At 73.9% G+C, this 17,312-nt stretch carries 15 protein-coding genes and 1 pseudogene (1 of these 16 cut by a window edge); 9 read left to right on the top strand and 7 right to left on the bottom strand.

Annotated elements, in window-relative coordinates; all coding sequences use genetic code 11:
* The 7 genes from MET2598_RS0101825 to pcaDC form a co-directional block, all read left to right on the top strand.
* Window positions 1–25: the final stretch of an alpha-D-glucose phosphate-specific phosphoglucomutase gene (locus MET2598_RS0101825; RefSeq protein ID WP_018259689.1), read on the top strand. Its footprint begins 1,607 nt before the window's first position; only the last 25 of its 1,632 coding nucleotides appear in the window; the start codon falls outside the window, past its left edge; the stop codon is at window positions 23–25.
* A 77-nt stretch (window positions 26–102) separates the two neighbouring features.
* Window positions 103–924, top strand: coding sequence for an IclR family transcriptional regulator (locus tag MET2598_RS0101820; RefSeq protein ID WP_018259688.1), 822 nt, complete (start codon window positions 103–105; stop codon window positions 922–924).
* Between the two features lie 104 nt (window positions 925–1,028).
* The gene (gene pcaH, locus MET2598_RS0101815; RefSeq protein WP_012334380.1) at window positions 1,029–1,757 is read left to right on the top strand and encodes a protocatechuate 3,4-dioxygenase subunit beta; all 729 of its coding nucleotides are present in this window, start codon (window positions 1,029–1,031) and stop codon (window positions 1,755–1,757) included.
* A gap of 1 nt (window position 1,758) precedes the next feature.
* Entirely contained in the window at window positions 1,759–2,388 is a 630-nt protein-coding gene (pcaG, locus tag MET2598_RS0101810) for a protocatechuate 3,4-dioxygenase subunit alpha (RefSeq protein ID WP_018259687.1), read from the top strand.
* A 123-nt stretch (window positions 2,389–2,511) separates the two neighbouring features.
* Window positions 2,512–3,363 carry a 3-keto-5-aminohexanoate cleavage protein gene (locus tag MET2598_RS0101805; RefSeq protein WP_018259686.1) on the top strand — a complete coding sequence of 284 codons (852 nt, stop codon included), beginning with the start codon at window positions 2,512–2,514 and terminating at the stop codon, window positions 3,361–3,363.
* A gap of 127 nt (window positions 3,364–3,490) precedes the next feature.
* Complete coding sequence (locus MET2598_RS0101800) at window positions 3,491–4,846, top strand: lyase family protein (protein ID WP_018259685.1); 1,356 nt, start codon at window positions 3,491–3,493, stop codon at window positions 4,844–4,846.
* Window positions 4,847–4,859: 13 nt separating this feature from the next.
* Complete coding sequence (pcaDC, locus tag MET2598_RS0101795) at window positions 4,860–6,041, top strand: bifunctional 3-oxoadipate enol-lactonase/4-carboxymuconolactone decarboxylase PcaDC (protein WP_018259684.1); 1,182 nt, start codon at window positions 4,860–4,862, stop codon at window positions 6,039–6,041.
* 476 nt (window positions 6,042–6,517) lie between these two features.
* Here the strand turns inward: pcaDC and MET2598_RS0101790 are convergent.
* From MET2598_RS0101790 to MET2598_RS0101760, 7 genes and pseudogenes are all read right to left on the bottom strand, one after another.
* Window positions 6,518–6,928: pseudogene (locus tag MET2598_RS0101790) on the bottom strand (MBG domain-containing protein); the annotation flags it as partial.
* Window positions 6,929–6,966: 38 nt separating this feature from the next.
* Window positions 6,967–8,028 carry an MBG domain-containing protein gene (locus MET2598_RS0101785; RefSeq protein ID WP_018259682.1) on the bottom strand — a complete coding sequence of 354 codons (1,062 nt, stop codon included), beginning with the start codon at window positions 8,026–8,028 and terminating at the stop codon, window positions 6,967–6,969.
* Window positions 8,029–8,370: 342 nt separating this feature from the next.
* On the bottom strand, window positions 8,371–9,093 hold the full coding sequence (locus tag MET2598_RS0101780; protein ID WP_018259681.1) for a hypothetical protein: 723 nt from the start codon (window positions 9,091–9,093) through the stop codon (window positions 8,371–8,373).
* A gap of 870 nt (window positions 9,094–9,963) precedes the next feature.
* Window positions 9,964–10,656, bottom strand: coding sequence for a DUF4142 domain-containing protein (locus MET2598_RS0101775; RefSeq protein ID WP_018259680.1), 693 nt, complete (start codon window positions 10,654–10,656; stop codon window positions 9,964–9,966).
* Window positions 10,657–10,826: 170 nt separating this feature from the next.
* Window positions 10,827–11,609 carry a DeoR/GlpR family DNA-binding transcription regulator gene (locus tag MET2598_RS0101770; protein ID WP_012334388.1) on the bottom strand — a complete coding sequence of 261 codons (783 nt, stop codon included), beginning with the start codon at window positions 11,607–11,609 and terminating at the stop codon, window positions 10,827–10,829.
* 108 nt (window positions 11,610–11,717) lie between these two features.
* Window positions 11,718–12,308, bottom strand: a complete 591-nt coding sequence (locus tag MET2598_RS0101765; RefSeq protein ID WP_018259679.1) for a Dps family protein — start codon at window positions 12,306–12,308, stop codon at window positions 11,718–11,720.
* A gap of 110 nt (window positions 12,309–12,418) precedes the next feature.
* Window positions 12,419–14,056, bottom strand: coding sequence for a L,D-transpeptidase family protein (locus tag MET2598_RS0101760; RefSeq protein WP_036270232.1), 1,638 nt, complete (start codon window positions 14,054–14,056; stop codon window positions 12,419–12,421).
* 485 nt (window positions 14,057–14,541) lie between these two features.
* On the opposite strand from MET2598_RS0101760, the gene MET2598_RS35850 reads away from it, so the two are divergent.
* Window positions 14,542–16,041 carry a hypothetical protein gene (locus MET2598_RS35850; RefSeq protein ID WP_018259677.1) on the top strand — a complete coding sequence of 500 codons (1,500 nt, stop codon included), beginning with the start codon at window positions 14,542–14,544 and terminating at the stop codon, window positions 16,039–16,041.
* 67 nt (window positions 16,042–16,108) lie between these two features.
* Window positions 16,109–17,275, top strand: a complete 1,167-nt coding sequence (locus tag MET2598_RS0101750; protein WP_018259676.1) for a M20 aminoacylase family protein — start codon at window positions 16,109–16,111, stop codon at window positions 17,273–17,275.
* Window positions 17,276–17,312: the final 37 nt, after the last annotated feature.

Here is a 17,312-nt window from a genome sequence, read left to right as displayed (position 1 = left end):
CCGCGAGCCCTCCGTCGTGACCTGACCGGCGCCCCTTCCGCCGCTTGACAGGAACTGGAACTGCGTTCAATTACCGAACCACGTTCCAATCACGAGGGCGGGATGGCGGCCGGATTGCTGCGACGGATCCTTGATCTGGTGGAGTTGCTCGCCGCCCACCCGCGCGGGCTTCACCTCCAGGCGATCGCCGACGCGCTCGCCATGCCGAAGAGCGGCACCCACCGGCTCCTCGCGGACCTCTCGTCCCACGATTACGCCACCCAGGATCCCGACAGCGGCCGCTACCTGCTCACCACCAAGCTGGCGACGCTCGGCCTCAAGCACCTCGCGGCGTCCGGCGTGGTGGACGTGGCCCAGCCCGTCCTGAACCGTCTCGCCGAGCGCAGCGGAGAACTCGTCCGCCTCGCGGTGGTGGATTACCCCCGCCTCGTCTGGGTGGCGAAGGCCCAGGGCGCCCGCACGGGCCTGCGCTACGACGGCGACATGGGGGCGGAAGCGAGCCTGTCGACCACCTCCACGGGGATCGTCTGGCTCGCGCACCTCCCGGAGGAGGAGGCGGTGGCGCTCGCGCTGCGCCAGGGTTTCCGCCCGCCGGGCACGGCCGGGCCGAACGCCCCGCGCACGCTCCCGGCCCTCCTCGCCCTGGTCGAGGCCGCCCGCCGCCGCGGCTATGCCTGGGTCCACGAGACCCACGCGGCCGGCACCGCCGCGATGGCGGCCAACATCGTCGATCCGGCGAGCGGGCGGGCGCTCGGCAATGTCAGCATCGCCGGACCGAGCGCGCGGCTGACCGAAGCCTGCCGGGACGCGCTGGCCCCGGACCTGCTGGAGGCCGCCGCCACGCTCTCCGCCCTCGGCCCGCTCTCGGATTATCTCGGGGCGCTCGCCGGAGGGCGGGCGCGCGACGCCGCGCGCTCCGGGTGATGGCCCGGAGAGCGACCCCGCGGGCGCGGCGCAGCGATGGGCCGCGGCGCGCGTTCTGTCGAGAAAGTCCCGCGCGCGATCGGGCGCGGGGAGGAGGAGACGCCATGACGGCCCTGGACCGGGAATTCCTGCAGCGCGACCGGCGCATCCACCCGCCGGCCTACACGCCGGATTACAAGACGAGCGTGCTGCGCTCGCCGCAGCGGGCCTTGATCTCGCTGCAATCGTCGCTGTCGGAGGTGACCGGCCCGGTCTTCGGCCAGGGCGAGCTCGGCCCGCTCGATAACGACCTGATCCTCAACTACGCGAAGGACGGCGAGCCGGTCGGCGAGCGCATCCTCGTGCACGGCCTCGTGCGCGACGAGAACGGCCGCGGCGTGCCCCACACCCTGGTCGAGTTCTGGCAGGCCAATGCGGGCGGGCGCTACCGCCACCGCAACGACCGCTACCTCGCGCCGATCGACCCGAATTTCGGCGGCTGCGGCCGGGCGCTCACCGACGAGAACGGCTACTACTACTTCCGCACCATCAAGCCCGGACCATATCCGTGGCGCAACTTCCTGAACTCGTGGCGCCCGGCCCACATCCACTTCTCGGTGTTCGGCTCCGGCTTCGCCCAGCGCCTGATCACCCAGATGTATTTCGAGGGCGACCCCCTGATCTGGCGCGACCCGATGGTGCTGGGCATCCCCGACCGCGCCGCGGCCGAGCGGCTGATCGCGCCCCTCGACCTCGAATCCGCGGTGCCGCTCGACATGCTGGCCTACCGCTTCGACATCGTCCTGCGCGGGCGCCAGCAGACGCTCTTCGAGAACAAGCTGCAGGGGAATTGAGATGCGACTGCCCTTCGAGCGCCTGAGCGAGACGGCCTCGCAGACCGCGGGACCCTACGTGCATATCGGCCTGATCCCGCACCAGGCCGGCTTCGACATCTTCGAGACCAATTTCTCGAACGTGCTGGTCGGCCCGGCCACCGAGGGCGAGCGCATCCGCATCGCGGGCCGCGTCCTCGACGGGGCCGAGGAGCCGGTGCGCGACGTGCTGGTCGAGATCTGGCAGGCCAACGCGGCCGGCCGCTACAATCACCCGGCCGATCAGCAGGAGGGCAAGCCCCTCGATCCGAGTTTCCGGGGCTGGGGCCGCACGGGCTCGGACTTCGAGACCGGGATCTGGACCTTCGAGACGATCAAGCCGGGCCCCGTCGCCGGGCGAATGGGCCACCGGCCCATGGCCCCGCACATCAATCTCTGGATCGCCGCCCGCGGCATCAACATCGGGCTGCAGACCCGGCTCTACTTCCCCGACGAGGCGGAGGCGAATGCGGCCGATCCGGTGCTCGGACTGATCGAGCAGCGCTCCCGGCGCGAGACGCTGATCGCCCGGCGCGAGGCGCGCGACCTGCCGACCTACGTCTTCGACATCCGGCTCCAGGGCCCCCAGGAAACCGTCTTCTTCGACGTCTGATACGGGATCCGCTTGATCAAAGCGGGTCCCGTATCACAAGCCTGCGCGGCGCCTGAGCGAAGCCGACATCCGCATGGCGAAGCCATCCGTCGGATGTCCTATGACAGCAACCGGAGGAACCCCATGAACCCCGCGGAGCCATCCCGCCCCGTCGTGATCGCGGTCGCGATCACCGGCTCGGTGCCGCGCAAGGCGGACAATCCCGCCGTCCCGACCCGCGTCTCCGAGCAGATCGAGTCCACCCACGAGGCCTACGAGGCCGGCGCCAGCCTCGTGCACATCCACGTGCGCAACGACGACGAGAGCCCCTCCTCCGACCCGGACCGGTTCGCCGCCGTCCAGGAGGGCGTGCGCAAGCACTGCCCGGGCATGATCGTGCAATTCTCCACCGGCGGGCGCGGCCGCGACCCGGCCGCGCGCGGCCTCTCGCTGGTCCACCGCCCCGACATGGCCTCGCTCTCCACCGGCTCGGTCAACTTCCCGAGCATCGTGTACGAGAACCCCGCCGCGCTCGTCACCGACCTCGCCGGGCAGATGCGCCGCTACGGCATCCGGCCCGAGATCGAGATCTTCGACCTCTCGCACCTGCACGGGGCGAGGCGGCTGATCGAGGCGGGGCTGATGGACGAGGCGCCCCACGTGCAGTTCGTGCTGGGGGTGAAGAACGCCATGCCGGCCGACGAGCACCTGCTCGACATCCTGCTTTCCGAGACGCGGCGGATCCTGCCCCAGGCGACCTGGACGGCGGCGGGGATCGGGCGCGAGCAGGCGCGGGTGATGGACTGGGCGCTGGCGCGGGGGGCGGAGGCGGTGCGCACGGGGCTTGAGGACAACATCCGGGTGACCAAGGACCGGCTGGCGGCGAGCAACGCCGAGCTGGTCTCGCTGGCGGCCGAGGCCGTGCGCCGGCACGGGCGGCGGGTGGCGACCCCGGCCGAGGCCCGCGCCATCCTGCACCTGCGCCCGGCGGCGTAGGCGGGCCCGCCCGCCGACGGGGGCGCGGCCGACGCGGTCCCGCCGGTGGGGCGCCCCCCGAACCGGGCTGCGCCGGCGCGGCCCCTGGCCTAATTGGGGAGGCTCCCCGCCCGCTCGGAGGCACCGCATGACCTTCTCGGCCCTCGACTCCGCCCTGCTCGGTCCCCTCTTCGCCGCGGAGGCGATGCGGACCGTCTTCGCGGACGAGGCGCGGGTCGCCGCCATGCTGCGCGCCGAGGCCGCGCTCGCCCGGGCCGAGGCCGCCCTCGGCCTCGTCCCGGACGCCCTCGCGCCGGCCCTCGAGGCGATCCCGCCCGCCTCCCTCAATCCCGTGGCCCTCGGACGCGGAACGGCCCTCTCGGGCGTCCCGGTGATCCCCTTCGTGAAGGCGGTGCAGGCGGCTCTGCCCGCCCCCCTCGAGGCGGGGTTTCACAAGGGCACGACCACCCAGGACATCGCCGACACCGCGCTCGTGCTCCAGCTGCGGGACGCGCTCGACCTGGTCCGGGACGACCTGCTGGCGATCCTCGCCGGCCTGTCCGCCCTGGCGCGGCGCCACCGCGAGACACCCTGCGTCGGGCGCACCTACGGCCAGCAGGCGGCGCCCGTCACCTTCGGCGCCAAGGCGGCGATCTGGGCGCTCGGCGTCGCCGAACTCGCCGGCGACCTGCCGCGCCTGCGCGGCAAGGTGCTCACCGCCTCCCTGGGCGGGCCCGTCGGGACCCTGGCGGGGCTGAAGGAGCAGGCCGACGCGGTCGGCGAGGGCTTCGCCGGCGAACTCGCGCTCCGCTACGATCCGGCGCCCTGGCACACCCGCCGCGCCCGAATCGCCCAGACCGGGACCTGGCTCACGCTGGTGATGGGGGCGCTCGCGAAATTCGCGACCGACGTCGCCTTCCTGGCCAGCACCGAGGTCGGCGAGGTGGCCGAGCCCCACGTCCCGGGCCGGGGCGGCTCCTCGGCCATGCCGCACAAGCGCAACCCGGTCTCCTCGACCGTCATCCTCGCGGCGTTCAGCGCCGCCAAGGGACAGGTGCTGCCGCTCCTCGACGGGATGGCGGCGGCGCAGGAGCGCCCGGCCGGCGCGTGGCACGCGGAGTGGCACGCCCTGCCCTGCCTGTTCGGCCTCGCCTCCGGGGCCCTGCGCGAGGCCCGCGCCCTCGCCGAGGGGCTGGTTCCGGATCCCGGGCGGATGCGGGCCAATCTCGACCTCACCCGCGGGCTGCTCTTCGCGGATGCCGCCGCGGCGCGGCTCGCCCCGGCGCTCGGGGCCGAGGCGGGCCACCGCCTGGTCGAGGAGGCGGCCGGCGCGGTGCGCGACGGGCGGGGGACGCTCGCGGAGGTCCTGGCCGCCCGGCCGGAGACCGCCGGCATCGATCTCGGCCCGGCCTTCGACCTCGCCCCGGCGATCCGCGCCGGCGCCCGCACGGCCGACCGCGCGCTCGCCGAGGCGGCGCGCTACGCCGCCCTCCTCTCCCCCTGACAGGACGAATCCCATGCCCCTGATCGAGGCGAACGGCACCCGGCTGCACTACGAGCTCTCGGGACCGAGCGGCGCCCCCGTCGTCGCCTTCTCGAACTCCCTCGGCACCGCGATGGCGATGTGGGACCCGCTCGTGCCCCACCTGCGCGGCCGCTACCGGGTGCTGCGCTACGACACGCGCGGCCACGGCGCCTCGCCGGCGCGCGACGCGCCCATCGCCGTCGAGGATCTGGCGGACGACCTCCTCGGGCTCCTCGACGCGCTGGGCATCGGTCGGGCCCACGTGGTCGGGCTGTCCCTCGGCGGCATGACCGGGCAGGCGCTGGCGATGCGGGCGCCCGAGCGGGTGCTGAGCCTCACCCTGATGGCCACCGCCGCCGAGATGCCGAGCGAGCAGAGCTGGAACGAGCGCGCCGCGACCGTGCGGGCGGAGGGCACCGCCGCCATCGTCGACGCGACGATGGAGCGCTGGTTCAGCCCGGATTTCCCGCGCACCAGCCCGGGCGCGGTCGAGCCGGTGCGGCGCCAGTTCGTCGAGACTGACCGGGCGGGCTACGCGGTCTGCTGCAACGCGATCGGCCGGATGGACCTGCGTCCCGGGCTCGGGCGCATCACCGCCCCGACCCTCGTCATCGCCGGGCGGGACGATCCCGCGACGCCGCCGGCCAAGTCGGAGGAGATCTGCGCCGGCATCCGCCACGCGGAGCTGGTGGTGCTGCCGGGCGCGCGCCACCTCCTCGCCGTCGAGCGGCCGGACGCGACGGCCTCGCACCTCCTCGCCTTCCTGGACCGGCATCGCGGCGCGGCCGGGGCGGCGACCGGGGCGGTGGCCTTCGCCGAGGGCTTGGCGAACCGGCGCGGCGTGCTCGGCGAGGTGCATGTGGACCGCTCGCTCGCGGCGGCCGGGAGCTTCGCGGGCCCCTGGCAGGACTTCATCACGCGCATTGCCTGGGGCGAGATCTGGGGAGACCCGCGCCTGCCCTGGAAGACCCGCTCCCTGGTCACGCTCGGCCTGATGGTGGCGCTCGGCCGCGAGGAGGAGTTCAAGCTCCACGTCCGCCCGGCCCTGCGCAACGGGGTCACGCCGGCGGAATTGCAGGCCCTGCTGCTCCAGGCCGCGGTCTACACGGGCGTCCCGGCCGCGAACGGCGCCTTCCGCTGGGCCAAGGAGGTGCTGGGGGACGAGCTGGAGTAGCCTCCGCCGGCCCCGTGTGGTCCGGGGCTGTCCGGTGCAGAGGCGCTCGGCACGCAATCTGCGCCGGGTCCAAGCCCCGAAGGGCCAGCCTCGTCGACGTCGAACGGCGGCGTCGGCGAGCGCTGCGCGGGTTCGTGCGAACAGCGCGAGGTCGTTCGATCGCGCACGCGCTTCCGCGGGCGGCCTCGAACGGCCGCGCCGAACCCGATGCTGACCCTACATACGTTTCCCGGAAGCTCACTTCCGGGAAACGTATGACAAGCCCGCGCGGCGCCTGAGCGAAGCCGACATCCGCATTGCGAAGCAATCCGTCGGATGTCGTATGACAAGCCCGCGCGGCGCTTGAGCGAAGCCGACATCCGCATGGCCGAAATGGGAGATGGCGAAGCAATCAATCGGATTTCGTATCAAACGTGAACCGCATGGGTCGCTCCGACCAGGCGCGAGCGCGCCGCGATGGCGACGCGCCCGGCCTCTCAGCGCGGCGAAGGGCGCAGGTTCGCCTGCGGCGGGATCGGGCGGCAGCGGCCCTTCTGCCACGCGCATAGGCGGCTGGCGTCGAAGCGGAGGTCCCGGAGGGGTCCGGCCGCGGAAGCATCCGGCCCGTGGCGCGGGGCCGACAGGATCATCGGTCGGTTCTGGTGCGCGGCGCGCTCGACGGTGCTGGCGAGACCGGTGGCGTCGGGGGCGACGAACCCTGCCGGCCGGGGCCGCGCCAGGACGTCGAGGAACGCTTCGGCGGCGAGGACGTAGTTGGGCGAGGCATCAAGGGTGCCTTGCGTGATGGTGTAGTTCCCCGGCTCGCTCTGCGCGGTAGCGGCCGTGGCGAGATGACCGGAGAGGCCGTCGCCGCCGACGAGGCCGCGCACAGTGTAGGTCAGAGCCGGATTCGCGTCGCCTTAGGCGCGCGTGAGGGAAGCCGGAGTCACGACGAGGGCGCGCGGACGCACTGGTTGGTGAGCGTGCCGGCGACCGTGAGGGTCACCGGGCTGTCGGCGACCCCGGTCCGCGCCGTGATGCCGAAGCTGTTGGACAGCCCGGTCAACACCTCGACGCCCTGCCCTCCCTGGAGACCGCTGGCCGCCAAGCCCGGATCGGTCGGGCGCTCGCCATAGATCGAGGCGCCGGAGCGGGCCGACACGACGACGGGGGCAGGCGTCACCGTCAGCGTGCCGCTCGCCGGCAGGCGGTAGTTCGACGCGAGCCCGTTGCCGCCCGCGACCGCGAGAACCAGTCCGGCCAGAGGCGAGCCCGCGTAGAGGCCGGCATCCGATGCCGCCGTACGGCCATTGCCCGCGACGAGCGTCAGGCGCTCTCCATCGGCGGCGCCTGCCACCTGGAGCGTGCCCGTGCCGAAGCCGGTGGCGGCGTCATAGGTCCTGCGCCCCGTCAGCGTCACCGGCCGCGGCGTCACGGTGAGGTCGGCGCCCCGGTAGATGAGGATGTAGTTCGGGGACACGGCGAGAGTGCCCTGCCCGATGGCGTACGCGCCGATATTGCTGGCGCCGTCGGCCGCGGTGGTGAGCGCACCGGCGAGCGCGTCGCCGTTCACCAGGCCCATGCCGCCGACGCGGTAGCTCAGGGCCGGGTTGGCCTCGCCGTAGACCCGGCTGACCGGCCCGCCCACGACGGTGAGCGGCCGCGGCGTGATGGCGAAGCGGGGCGCGTCCGGCGCCAGGGTCAGCGTGTAATTCGCGCCTGCCGCGAGCGAGCCCAGCGTGTACGCGTAGGGGCCGTCCGCCACTGTCTCGCCCGGCGCGCGGCCGAGCGCGCCGGAGAGCCTCAGCCCGCTGTCGTCGACGCCGAGCCCCGGATTCACAACGAGGCCCGTCACCCCGTAGCGCAGGCCCGGATCCGCGCCGCCATAGACCTTGGACTGGCCGGCCTCCGGCGTGACCGTCAGGGTCGCCGGCGCGACCGTCAGCCGCCCGCTCGCCGCGAAGGCGAAGCCGTAGCCGGCGGGCGAGCCCAGCGTGCCCGCCGCCACGATCCCGTAGGGGGCCGCCCGCCACCCCGGCCGGCGCGCCCGCCTCGGGGGAGGTGACCCTCGGCGCCCCGGTGACCGCGCTCGCTGCGTCGTCGCCGCGATTGGCCCCGGCCACGCCCGGGTCGAAGCCGGTGATCCGGTCGGCGCCGGCCACGATCGCGGTCGCGTCCTCCCCGTAAGTCTTGGCCGCATCCGCCGTCGTCACGGTGAGCATGCGCTGCGCCGCGAAGACGTAGCGGTTCCCGCCCGGCGTGACGCGCCCGCCCGCGGCCGAGTTCCAGAGCGCCGCATTGCCGCTGTCGAGCCCGCCGAAGCTGTCGCCGGCCGGATCGGCCGAGTAGATCAGCCAGCGCCCGCCGCTCGTGCCACCGCCTCCGCGCCCGCCCGGTTGACGAAGGCGCCGGAGGTCGCGAGCGCGACATCGCCGGCCGCCCGCACTCCTGCCCCGGTCGCCAGGGTCAGGCTGCCGGCCGCCGCGATCAGCGTCACCGTTCCGCCGGGATTGCTCACCCCGTCGCCGGCCGCGCCGGTGCCGATCGTGAGGGCGCCCGCATTGGTGAAGGCGAGGTCGCCGCTGCCCGCGTTGGTGAGGCGAGCGAGCCTCCCGACCTGGTTTGCCGCGCCCAGGGCGAGGCCGCCGGCGGCGCTCGCCGTGAGCGTGCCGGCCGTGAGCGTTCCGGCGGTCTGGGCGACGACTCCGGCCGCCGCGAGGGTGACGGCGTTGCGGCCGGCATCGAGGGCGGCCGCCAGGGTGATGGGTGCGCCGGCGGCCGTGGTGGTCACGGCGAAGTCCCCGCCGGAGGCGACGGCGCTGTCGAGGGTGAAGGAGGGCCCGTGGGCGCTGATGCGGGTCGAGGACGACGCCAGAGCGGTGTCGAGGGAGGTGAGGAGGCCCGCCCCGAACGTGGCGGCGAGGCCGGCGCGCAGGCCGCCATAGGTGGTGGCGGCGGTGATCTGCCGGCTCAGTCCGGCCGAGAGGGTGCCGAGGGAGAGGAGGGATCGGTCGAAGGAGCCGTCGTCGGTGGCGAGGAGCCCGGCGGCGGTGTCGGCGCCGGCGGGCGTCACGGTGGCGCCGATGCGGATGCCGGAGGATGGCAGGGTACCGGCCGGGAGGATCGCGTAGACAGCGCCGTTGGCGCCGGCCGAGACCGTGCCGCCGAGCGGGGTGCCTGCCTGGTAGAGGCGGATCTGGGCTGCGGCGAGGGCTGCGCCGGCAGCGTCCCGCGCGGCGGCGGTGATGGCCTGGACGCCAGTGGGATAGAGGTTCCGCAGGAAAGGGTAGAGTATTGTAGGAGCCGCTCAGCAATGAATATGAACAGGATATTTATCTGAACAATATGATAAGGCATATCAACTGCAGCGTGAAGGAAGGTCTCCACGAGATAGCGCGCCACGGCGTGAACCTATCAAAATACACTGGATGGCAAATACGATCTAGTGCAAAGACGCCCACGAACGCACCACACGCTGGTTCCCCAATTGCTTGCAAAAGCACGGGAAAAGACGCTGATCTTTGTACGTTTTGAAGGCGTCAGCGCACTAGGTTGCGGTGTGATCAGCAGGGACCAACTCAGTAAAATCTGAGCGTACATGATCTCACGACGGGTGGCTTGCCGTCGTGCCGCGCGTCGGTCCGTCCCGGGCCGGTGGTGCCGAAGGCTCTCTCGGGGGCTGCCACGTGGCACTGCTCTGCCCTCAGGCGCAGCGCCGCCGCGGGTTCGCCGGCAAGGTCCGGTCCGGGGCCCCGTCGCGGGTGGGAGCGCTCGCCGAGGCGCATCCCGCCTGACCCTGCACGGCGGGCCGAGCGGCCCGCCGTCCGTGCGCCGCGGCCGCCTCGCGCAGCGCCCGATCAGGTTGCAATCGGACGCTGCCCTCGGTCATTGATTGTGCCGCCTTGTCCTCGACGAAGCAGATGCTGCTTCGTCGAACCATGCTCTAGCGCGCGCCCGGCAGGCGCTCGGCCATGGCGAGGTGCGATTCCATCGAGGGCAGCACCTGCTGGGCGTAGGTGCGCAGGGCCGGGTTCGGGCCAGACTGCAGATAGGCTTGGTGGGCCGCGATCGACATCCGGTGCGACTGGACCTGCATCCGCGCGTAGGTGCGGTCGAAGCGCGGACCGGGCGGAGTCTGGGCGAGTTCGGCCAGCATCGCCTGCTGCTCGGGGCTCAGCGGCACCACGCTGGTGGCGGCCGTCGTGGTCACGTCGCCGTCGACGAGGTCCGCCCCCGCCCGGGCGCCGCGGGCCGCCCCGGCGCCGAGCCCTTCGAGGCCCCCGACCGGGCCGCCCTGCAGCGTGCCGCTCACCGCCCCGGCCGCCGCGCCCGTGGCCGCCCCGACCGCGCCGCCGGCGATCTCGAACGGCGCCGCCACGAGGCCGCCGATGCCCGTCGCGCGGGCCACGTTCTCTCGCCCGCCGAGCAGCGCCACGTTCGCCGCGCGATGGTCGCGGATCATCTCCCGGGCGTATTCGCGCACCCGCGGGTTGCGGCTCCTGTCGAGGGCGATCTGGCTCGAGCGCACCTCGAAGGCGTTCGACATCAGCGCCATCTCGCGGAAATCGCCCATCTGGGCGAGAGCGGGCGTCGCCGCGAGGGCGGCGAGCGTCGCGAGCGCGAGCTTGGTCTTCATCGGGTCTCTCCGGTTTCTCTGCCTGGTCTCGGGACGAGGGGCGGCCGCCGCAGCGTCACGGCCCGCGCACCGCCGCGCTCGTCCGTTCGGCCCGACAACGACGCTCCTACCGCTTGGTTCCAACCCAGCGTCATGCAGCGGCGGACCAGGTTTCGCGGCGGGCCGAGCGGTCACTCCGGGAGATCGGTCCCGACCTCGACGACGCGGACTCCGTGCTCGTCGCAGAGCTCGCGCAGGGGACGCGAGGGCAGCGCGTCGGTCACGAAGACGTCGAGCTCGCCGACATGCCCGACCCGGATCGGCGCCGTGCGGTCGAGCTTCAGCTTGTCGGCAACCAGCATCACCCGCCGCGAATTGTCGATGATGGCGCGGGCGACGCGCACCTCGCGGTAGTCGAAATCGAGCAGCGCGCCGTCCTCGTCGATCGCGGAGGCGCCGATCACGGCGTAGTCGACCTTGAACTGGTTGATGAAGTCGACCGCCGCCGAGCCGATCACCGCCCCGTCCGCCCGCCGCACCGGGCCGCCCGCGACGATCAGGCTGATCCGCGGGTGCCGGTAGAGAAGCGTCGCCACGTTGAGGTTGTTCGTGATGACGAGCAGGTCCTCATGCTCGACGAGGGCGCGGGCGACCTCCTCGGTCGTCGTGCCGATGTTGATGAAGAGCGAGGCGCCGTGGGGAATGAGCCTGGCCGCGGCGAGGCCGATCGCCCGCTTCTCGGCGTGGGCGACGAGGCGGCGGGCCTCGTAGGCGACGTTCTCGACCCCGCTCGAGAGCACGGCGCCGCCGTGCACCCGCGACAGCAGGCGGCTGTCGCAGAGCTCGTTCAGGTCCTTGCGGATGGTCTGGGGGGTGACGTCGAACCGGACCGCCAGATCCTCGACGCTGACCCGGCCCTGCTGCCGGGCGATCGCCAGGATGTCGTGCTGGCGCGGAGAGAGGGTGTCGCTCAAGGGGGGTCCGGTTCACGGGGCGGGCCGCCCGCATTGTTCCGGGAAACGGAAGGGGGCGCAACGTGCGCCCGGGCGGCCGGCGGGGGCCCCGCCGTCCGGGCCGGAGCCTCAGTGCCCGTCGGCGCCGCCGCGGCGGCTCGCCTCGTAGAGGAACCAGGTGCGCTCCTCGGCCTGGTCGATCCACTCCTCGATCAGGCTCGCCGTCGCCACGTCGTTGTGCTCGTCGCAGAGGTCGTGCAGCTCGCGCATCCGCGACGTCGTCGCCTTGTTGTCGTCGCGCAGCTCGGCCAGCATGTCGAGCGGGTCGACGTAATCGGCGTTGTTGTCGACGATCCGCGCCTTCTGGGCCGCTTGGCCGAGGGAGCGCAGCGTCGTGCCGCCGATCTTGCGGGCCCGCTCGGCCACGTCGTCGGTCGCGGCGAGGATCTGGGACGCCTGCTCGTCGAGCAGCAGGTGGTAGTCGCGGAAATGCGGCCCGCTGACGTGCCAGTGGAAGTTCTTGGTCTTGAGGTAGAGGGCGAGGAAGTCCGAGAGCAGGACCGTCAGCCCCTCCGCGATCTCCCGGGAGGCCTCGGGCGAGAGGTCGGAGGGCGTGTTGAGCCGCTCGGCGGTGACGCGCACGCGCGCGTCGGAGGCAGCGGTCTTCGGCTGCGCGGCGCGGCCGATGGGCACCGCGGCGGCCTTGGTGGAACGGGCCATTGGGAAAGTCTCCGGATCTGCGCGCGCCGCGAGCAGCGCGCTGTTCGCTCGCCAATTCGAGCGCGGCCGGTTGGTTCCGCAGGGGAGCCGCCGGACTTGGCCGTGCGGCATCAGGTCCGGGGCGTCGCGGCCGACCCCTGCGCGCGCGGGGCCGGACCCTGCGCGCGCGGCGCCGAACCGGGCTTCGGCGCGGCCAGGGGCGCCGGAGCTCCGGCGGGCGCGGGAGCGGCCGCGGCCCTGGCGGCGGGCCTCGGCGCGATCGCGGCCGTGGTGGCCACGTCGGGCGCCGGCTTCTCCGGGCCGGCGCCGTCGAGGTTGTAGACGTCGTCGCGGAAATGGGCCCGTCCGTCCGGGGTGGCGTAGCCCGTCAGGTACACGAAGGTCACGGGCACCGGCTTGGCGAGCTTGATGTCGCGCCGCTCGCCGGTCGCGATCCCGGTCTCGATCTCGATCGGGCCCCAGACCGTTCCGGGCCCGCCGGGACCGGGCGTCCCCTCGAGCAGCCACGCGACCAGCCCCTTCACTTCCGCCACCCGCACGCAGCCCGAGGAGTGGAACCGGATCGTGCGGGTGAACAGGCTCTTCGAGGGCGTGTCGTGCATGTAGACGGCGTGGCGGTTCGGCATGTCGATCCGCACCTGGCCGAGCGAGTTGTCGAAGCCCGGATCCTGCCGCACGGTGTAGTTCACCGCCTTCTCGGTCGACCAGTCGATCGCGGTCGGCTGCACCTCGTTGCCCTGCCCGTCCAACATCCGGATGTGCATCTTGGCGAGGTAGCCCGGGTCCTTCCGCATGTGCGGGATGATGTCCTTCTTGATCAGCGAGACCGGCACGGTCCAGGTCGGATTGAAATTGACGTTGGTGATCCGCGTCTCGACCATCGGCGAGGCGCGGTCGGGCTTGCCGACCACGGCCACGTAGCGGCGCACGACGGCGCCGCGCTCCACCGCCTCGACGGCGGCGGCCGGGATGTTGGCGACCACGTAGCGCTCGCCGAAGGGGAAGCGCGAGCCCATCAGGCGCGCCGCGGAGGCAGCGAGCTGGCGCTGGCGCACGCTGGCCGGCACGTTGAGCGCCTTGACCGTCATGGCGCCGACGAGCCCGGTCTCGGGCAGGCCGTGCCGGTGCTGGAAGCGCGTCACCGCCGCCACGAGCGCCTCGTCCATGCGGTCGGAGACCGGCGCGTCGGCCGGGAGATCCTCGGTCGCCGCGAGGCGGCGGCGCAGGGCCAGCACCCCCGGATGCCGGTCGCCGGGCTTGAGGGACAGGCTGGCGGGGACGGAGGGCCAGCCGCCGGCCTGGACGATGGCCTGGTAGCGGTCCGCCATCCGCAGCGTGTCGAGGAAGGTGGCGGGCGTGAGGGTCGGGGTCGGGTCCTGGGAGACCGGCGCGAGGACGAGCGGCGGCAATTCGCGCGAGGCGCGCCGCGGCGCCTCCCTGGCGGGCGCGGGGCTCTCCTCGGCGGCGGGCGCGGCCGGCGCGGATGCCGCGGGGGCGCCGGCGGGGCCGGGCGCCGCGACCGGGCCGGCGGGCGCGGCCGCCCTGCCCGCCTCGGGGAGCGGGGCCTTGGCGGGGTCCGGCGCGGGCGCCCCGGAGGCGGCGGACGCCTCGGCGGGCACCAGGACGGCGGCGGGGGGCACGGGCGGCGCCTGCGCGACCACCGCCCCCGCCCCGAGCAGCCAGGCCGCCGCGGCGAGCGGCAGCACGGGCCGGGCCGACCCGGACGGGGGGACAAGCTGACGACGCATGATGGCCGGCCTCGTGTGCGGACGCGGGCGGAGCATCGCCCGGCCATGGTTACGGAAACCCTGCCGCGCAGGAGCCGCCCGCGCCGCGCGCCGGTTGCGGCTGCCGGGCTCCGCCGCTCCCGGCAACGATGGGCCCAAGCTTGGTCCCGGTCCGCGGCACGGTAGCGCGACCGCGGCAAGGTCCCTCCCCGGTCATCCGCGTCGAGGAGACCGATCTTCCGGCTGATCCGGGATCCGCGTGATCAAGGTGGATCCCGGATCGCGAGCCTGCGCGGCGCCTGAGCGACGCCGACATCCGCATGGCCGACATCGGAGATGGCGAAGCCATCAACCGGATGTCGGATGATGCGCCGCGACCGCACATGCGGTTCTCCTGCGCTGCTGTTCCCGCCTCGGCCAGGCCTTGGTCGGAAACTTGCCTTCTTCTCGTTCGACAGCGGGCGGCGAGAATGAGCGCCTGACGAGGACGACGGCGAGGCCGGGCCATGGGGCAGAGCGAAGTGCGGCGGCGCGTCGGAACGGCCGCGTCGGCCTGCGTGACCTTCGGGGCGGTGGCGCACCTCGCCAATTGTCTCGACGGCACCTCCGGTCTGCTCGCGGAGGGCGCGGCCGGACTCCTGCTCCTGGCGGGCGGCGCGGCCGCCCTCGCGGCGGGGTTCGCCGGGCTGCTCGGCCGGGCGGCCCGGCGCCCGGCCCTCGGGCTCGCCGGGCTCGGGCTCGGCGCGGCCCTCGCGCTCGCCACCCAGGTCTATCCCGCCCTGTCGCGGGGCCTCACCGAGCGCTTCGGCCCACCCGAGGACATCCCCGACACGCTGCTCGCGCTGGGGCCGGGCGGGCGCGACGTGCGCCTCTCCGGCACGCTGACGGCCGGGGCCGGGGCGCGGCTCGCGGCCCTGCTCGCCGCCAATCCCCGGGTCGAGCGGATCCACCTCACCAGCGACGGCGGCCTCGTCGAGGAGGGGCTGGCGCTCGGGGAGGCGATCGCCGCGCGCGGCCTCTCCACCTACGTGCCGGATTACTGCGTCTCGGCCTGCACCCTCGCCTTCCTGCGCGGGCGGGAGCGCCTTCTGATGGCGGAGGCCCGCCTCGGCTTCCACTCCCCCTACGAGACCGGGATCTTCGGCGAGATCCTGGCGATCGACAGCGCGCCCGAGCGCCGGGCGTACCTGCGCACCGGCCTGTCGCCGGACTTCGTGGAGGCGGCGCTGCGCGTGGCGCCGAAGGAGGTCTGGACGCCGACGCCCGAGCGCCTGCGCGCGGCCGGAGCCGTCACGGGGATCGTCGGCGCGGACCGCCTGCCCGATTCGACCCTCGACGACGACCCGACCCTCGCGGGGGCGCGCGCCGCCGTACTGAGCGCGGTCGGGCTGATGCGCCCCCTCGCGGAGGGAGCACCCGCGCGCCTCGACGCGGTGGCGGCGCGCTACCTCGACGCCTACCGGCAGGGCCGCAGCGAGGCGCACGGGCAGGACGTGATCCGGCTCCACGCCGCCCGGCAGATCGCCGAGGTGCTGGCCGGCGCGCCCGACGCCGTGCTCCTCGATCTCGGCCGCTTCCTGCTCCGGGCCGCGCGGGCGAGCGACCCCGACGAGGCGGAGGAATGCGCGGCCCTGGTGCGGGAGGCCGACCTGGTGAGCGCCGCCGAGATCCTCGGGCGGCGCGAGCCGCGGGCGGCGGAGAGCGCCCGCGCCCTCCTGGGGCGGGCGCTGGAGGGGCGGGACGGCGCGGGCGCGATCCGCCCCCGGCGCCGCCCCCTTGCGTCCCCCGCCCGCCTCCTCGGCTGCGGCGACCTGCAGGACGCGCTCGCCCGCGACCTCGCCCAGCCCGAGGCGGCGGCGCACCTGCGGGCCCTGCTGTTCCCCGGCGCCCGCCCGCCCGGCGCGCAAGACGCGCGAGTCGCGCAAGACGCGCGAGTCGCGCAAGACGCGCGAGTCGCGCAAGACGCGCGAGGCGCTCGCGAGGCGACGGCGCGGCCGCGGGAATAGGCCCCTGGACAAGCCGGCATCGCCCGCCAAGGATGCCCGGCCCCGGATCAGGGAGGTTCACTGCCGCATGTCCCCGCTCGACCGCATCACCGCCCACCTCGACGAACTCGTGGCGATCCGCCGCGACCTGCACGCTCACCCGGAGATCGGCTTCGAGGAGACGCGCACCAGCGCGATCGTGGCGGAGCGGCTCGAAGCCTGGGGCATCGAGGTGCATCGCGGCGTCGGCCGCACCGGGATCGTCGGGGTGCTGACCGGGCGGGGCACCTCGTCGCGCCGGATCGGATTGCGCGCCGACATGGACGCGCTCCCGATCGAGGAGGCCACGAATCTGCCCTACCGCTCGACGCGGCCCGGCACCATGCATGCCTGCGGCCACGACGGGCACACCGCGATGCTCCTCGGCGCCGCCAAGTACCTGAGCGAGACCCGCGACTTCGACGGCACGGCGGTGTTCATCTTCCAGCCCGCCGAGGAGGGCCTCGGCGGCGCCCGGGCCATGCTCGCCGACGGCCTGTTCGCGCACTTTCCCTGCGACGAGGTCTACGGCCTGCACAACCAGCCGAACGGGCGGCACGGGCAGCTGTCGATCCGGCGCGGGCCGGCCATGGCGGCGGCCGACTTCTTCGACATCCGCATCGGCGGCCGGGGCGCCCACGCGGCCCAGCCGCATCGCGGCGTCGACCCGGTGGTGATCCAGGCCGCGCTCGTCCAGGCGTTGCAGGCGGTGGTGAGCCGCAACACCGACCCGGTGCAGTCGGCCGTCCTGTCGATCACCCGCGTCCAGGCGGGAGCGGCCTACAACGTGATCCCCGAGGAGGCGCACCTCGCCGGCACGATCCGCACCTTCGACGACCGCGTCCGGGCGATGGTGGCGTCCCGCCTGCGGGAGACCTGCGCGGGCCTCGCCGCCGCGTTCGGCGCCGAGATCGCGGTCGAGATCCGGGACGTCTTCTCGGTCCTGCGCAACAGCGAGGCGCAGACCGAGGCCGCCCTCGCGGTCGCCCGCGAGCTGTTCGGGCCCGAGCGCGTGGAGGACGACCCTGACCCCAAGATGGGCAGCGAGGATTTCGCCGACATGCTGCTGGCCGTTCCGGGCGCCTATGCGTGGCTCGGGGCGAAGGCGGGTGTGGCGCTCCACAACGCCGCCTACGACTTCGACGACAGCATCATCCCGCTCGGCGCCGCCTACCTGGCCCGCCTCGTCGAGCGCCGCGCCGCCGCCGGCCTGTGACGCCGGCTCCCTGAGAGCCCGAGCGGAGCGGCCGCAC

This window comes from Methylobacterium sp. WSM2598 (assembly GCF_000379105.1).
Taxonomy (GTDB): domain Bacteria; phylum Pseudomonadota; class Alphaproteobacteria; order Rhizobiales; family Beijerinckiaceae; genus Methylobacterium.
The sequence above is the reverse complement of the archived record's forward strand: the minus strand, read 5'-3'. Positions and strand labels throughout refer to the sequence as shown.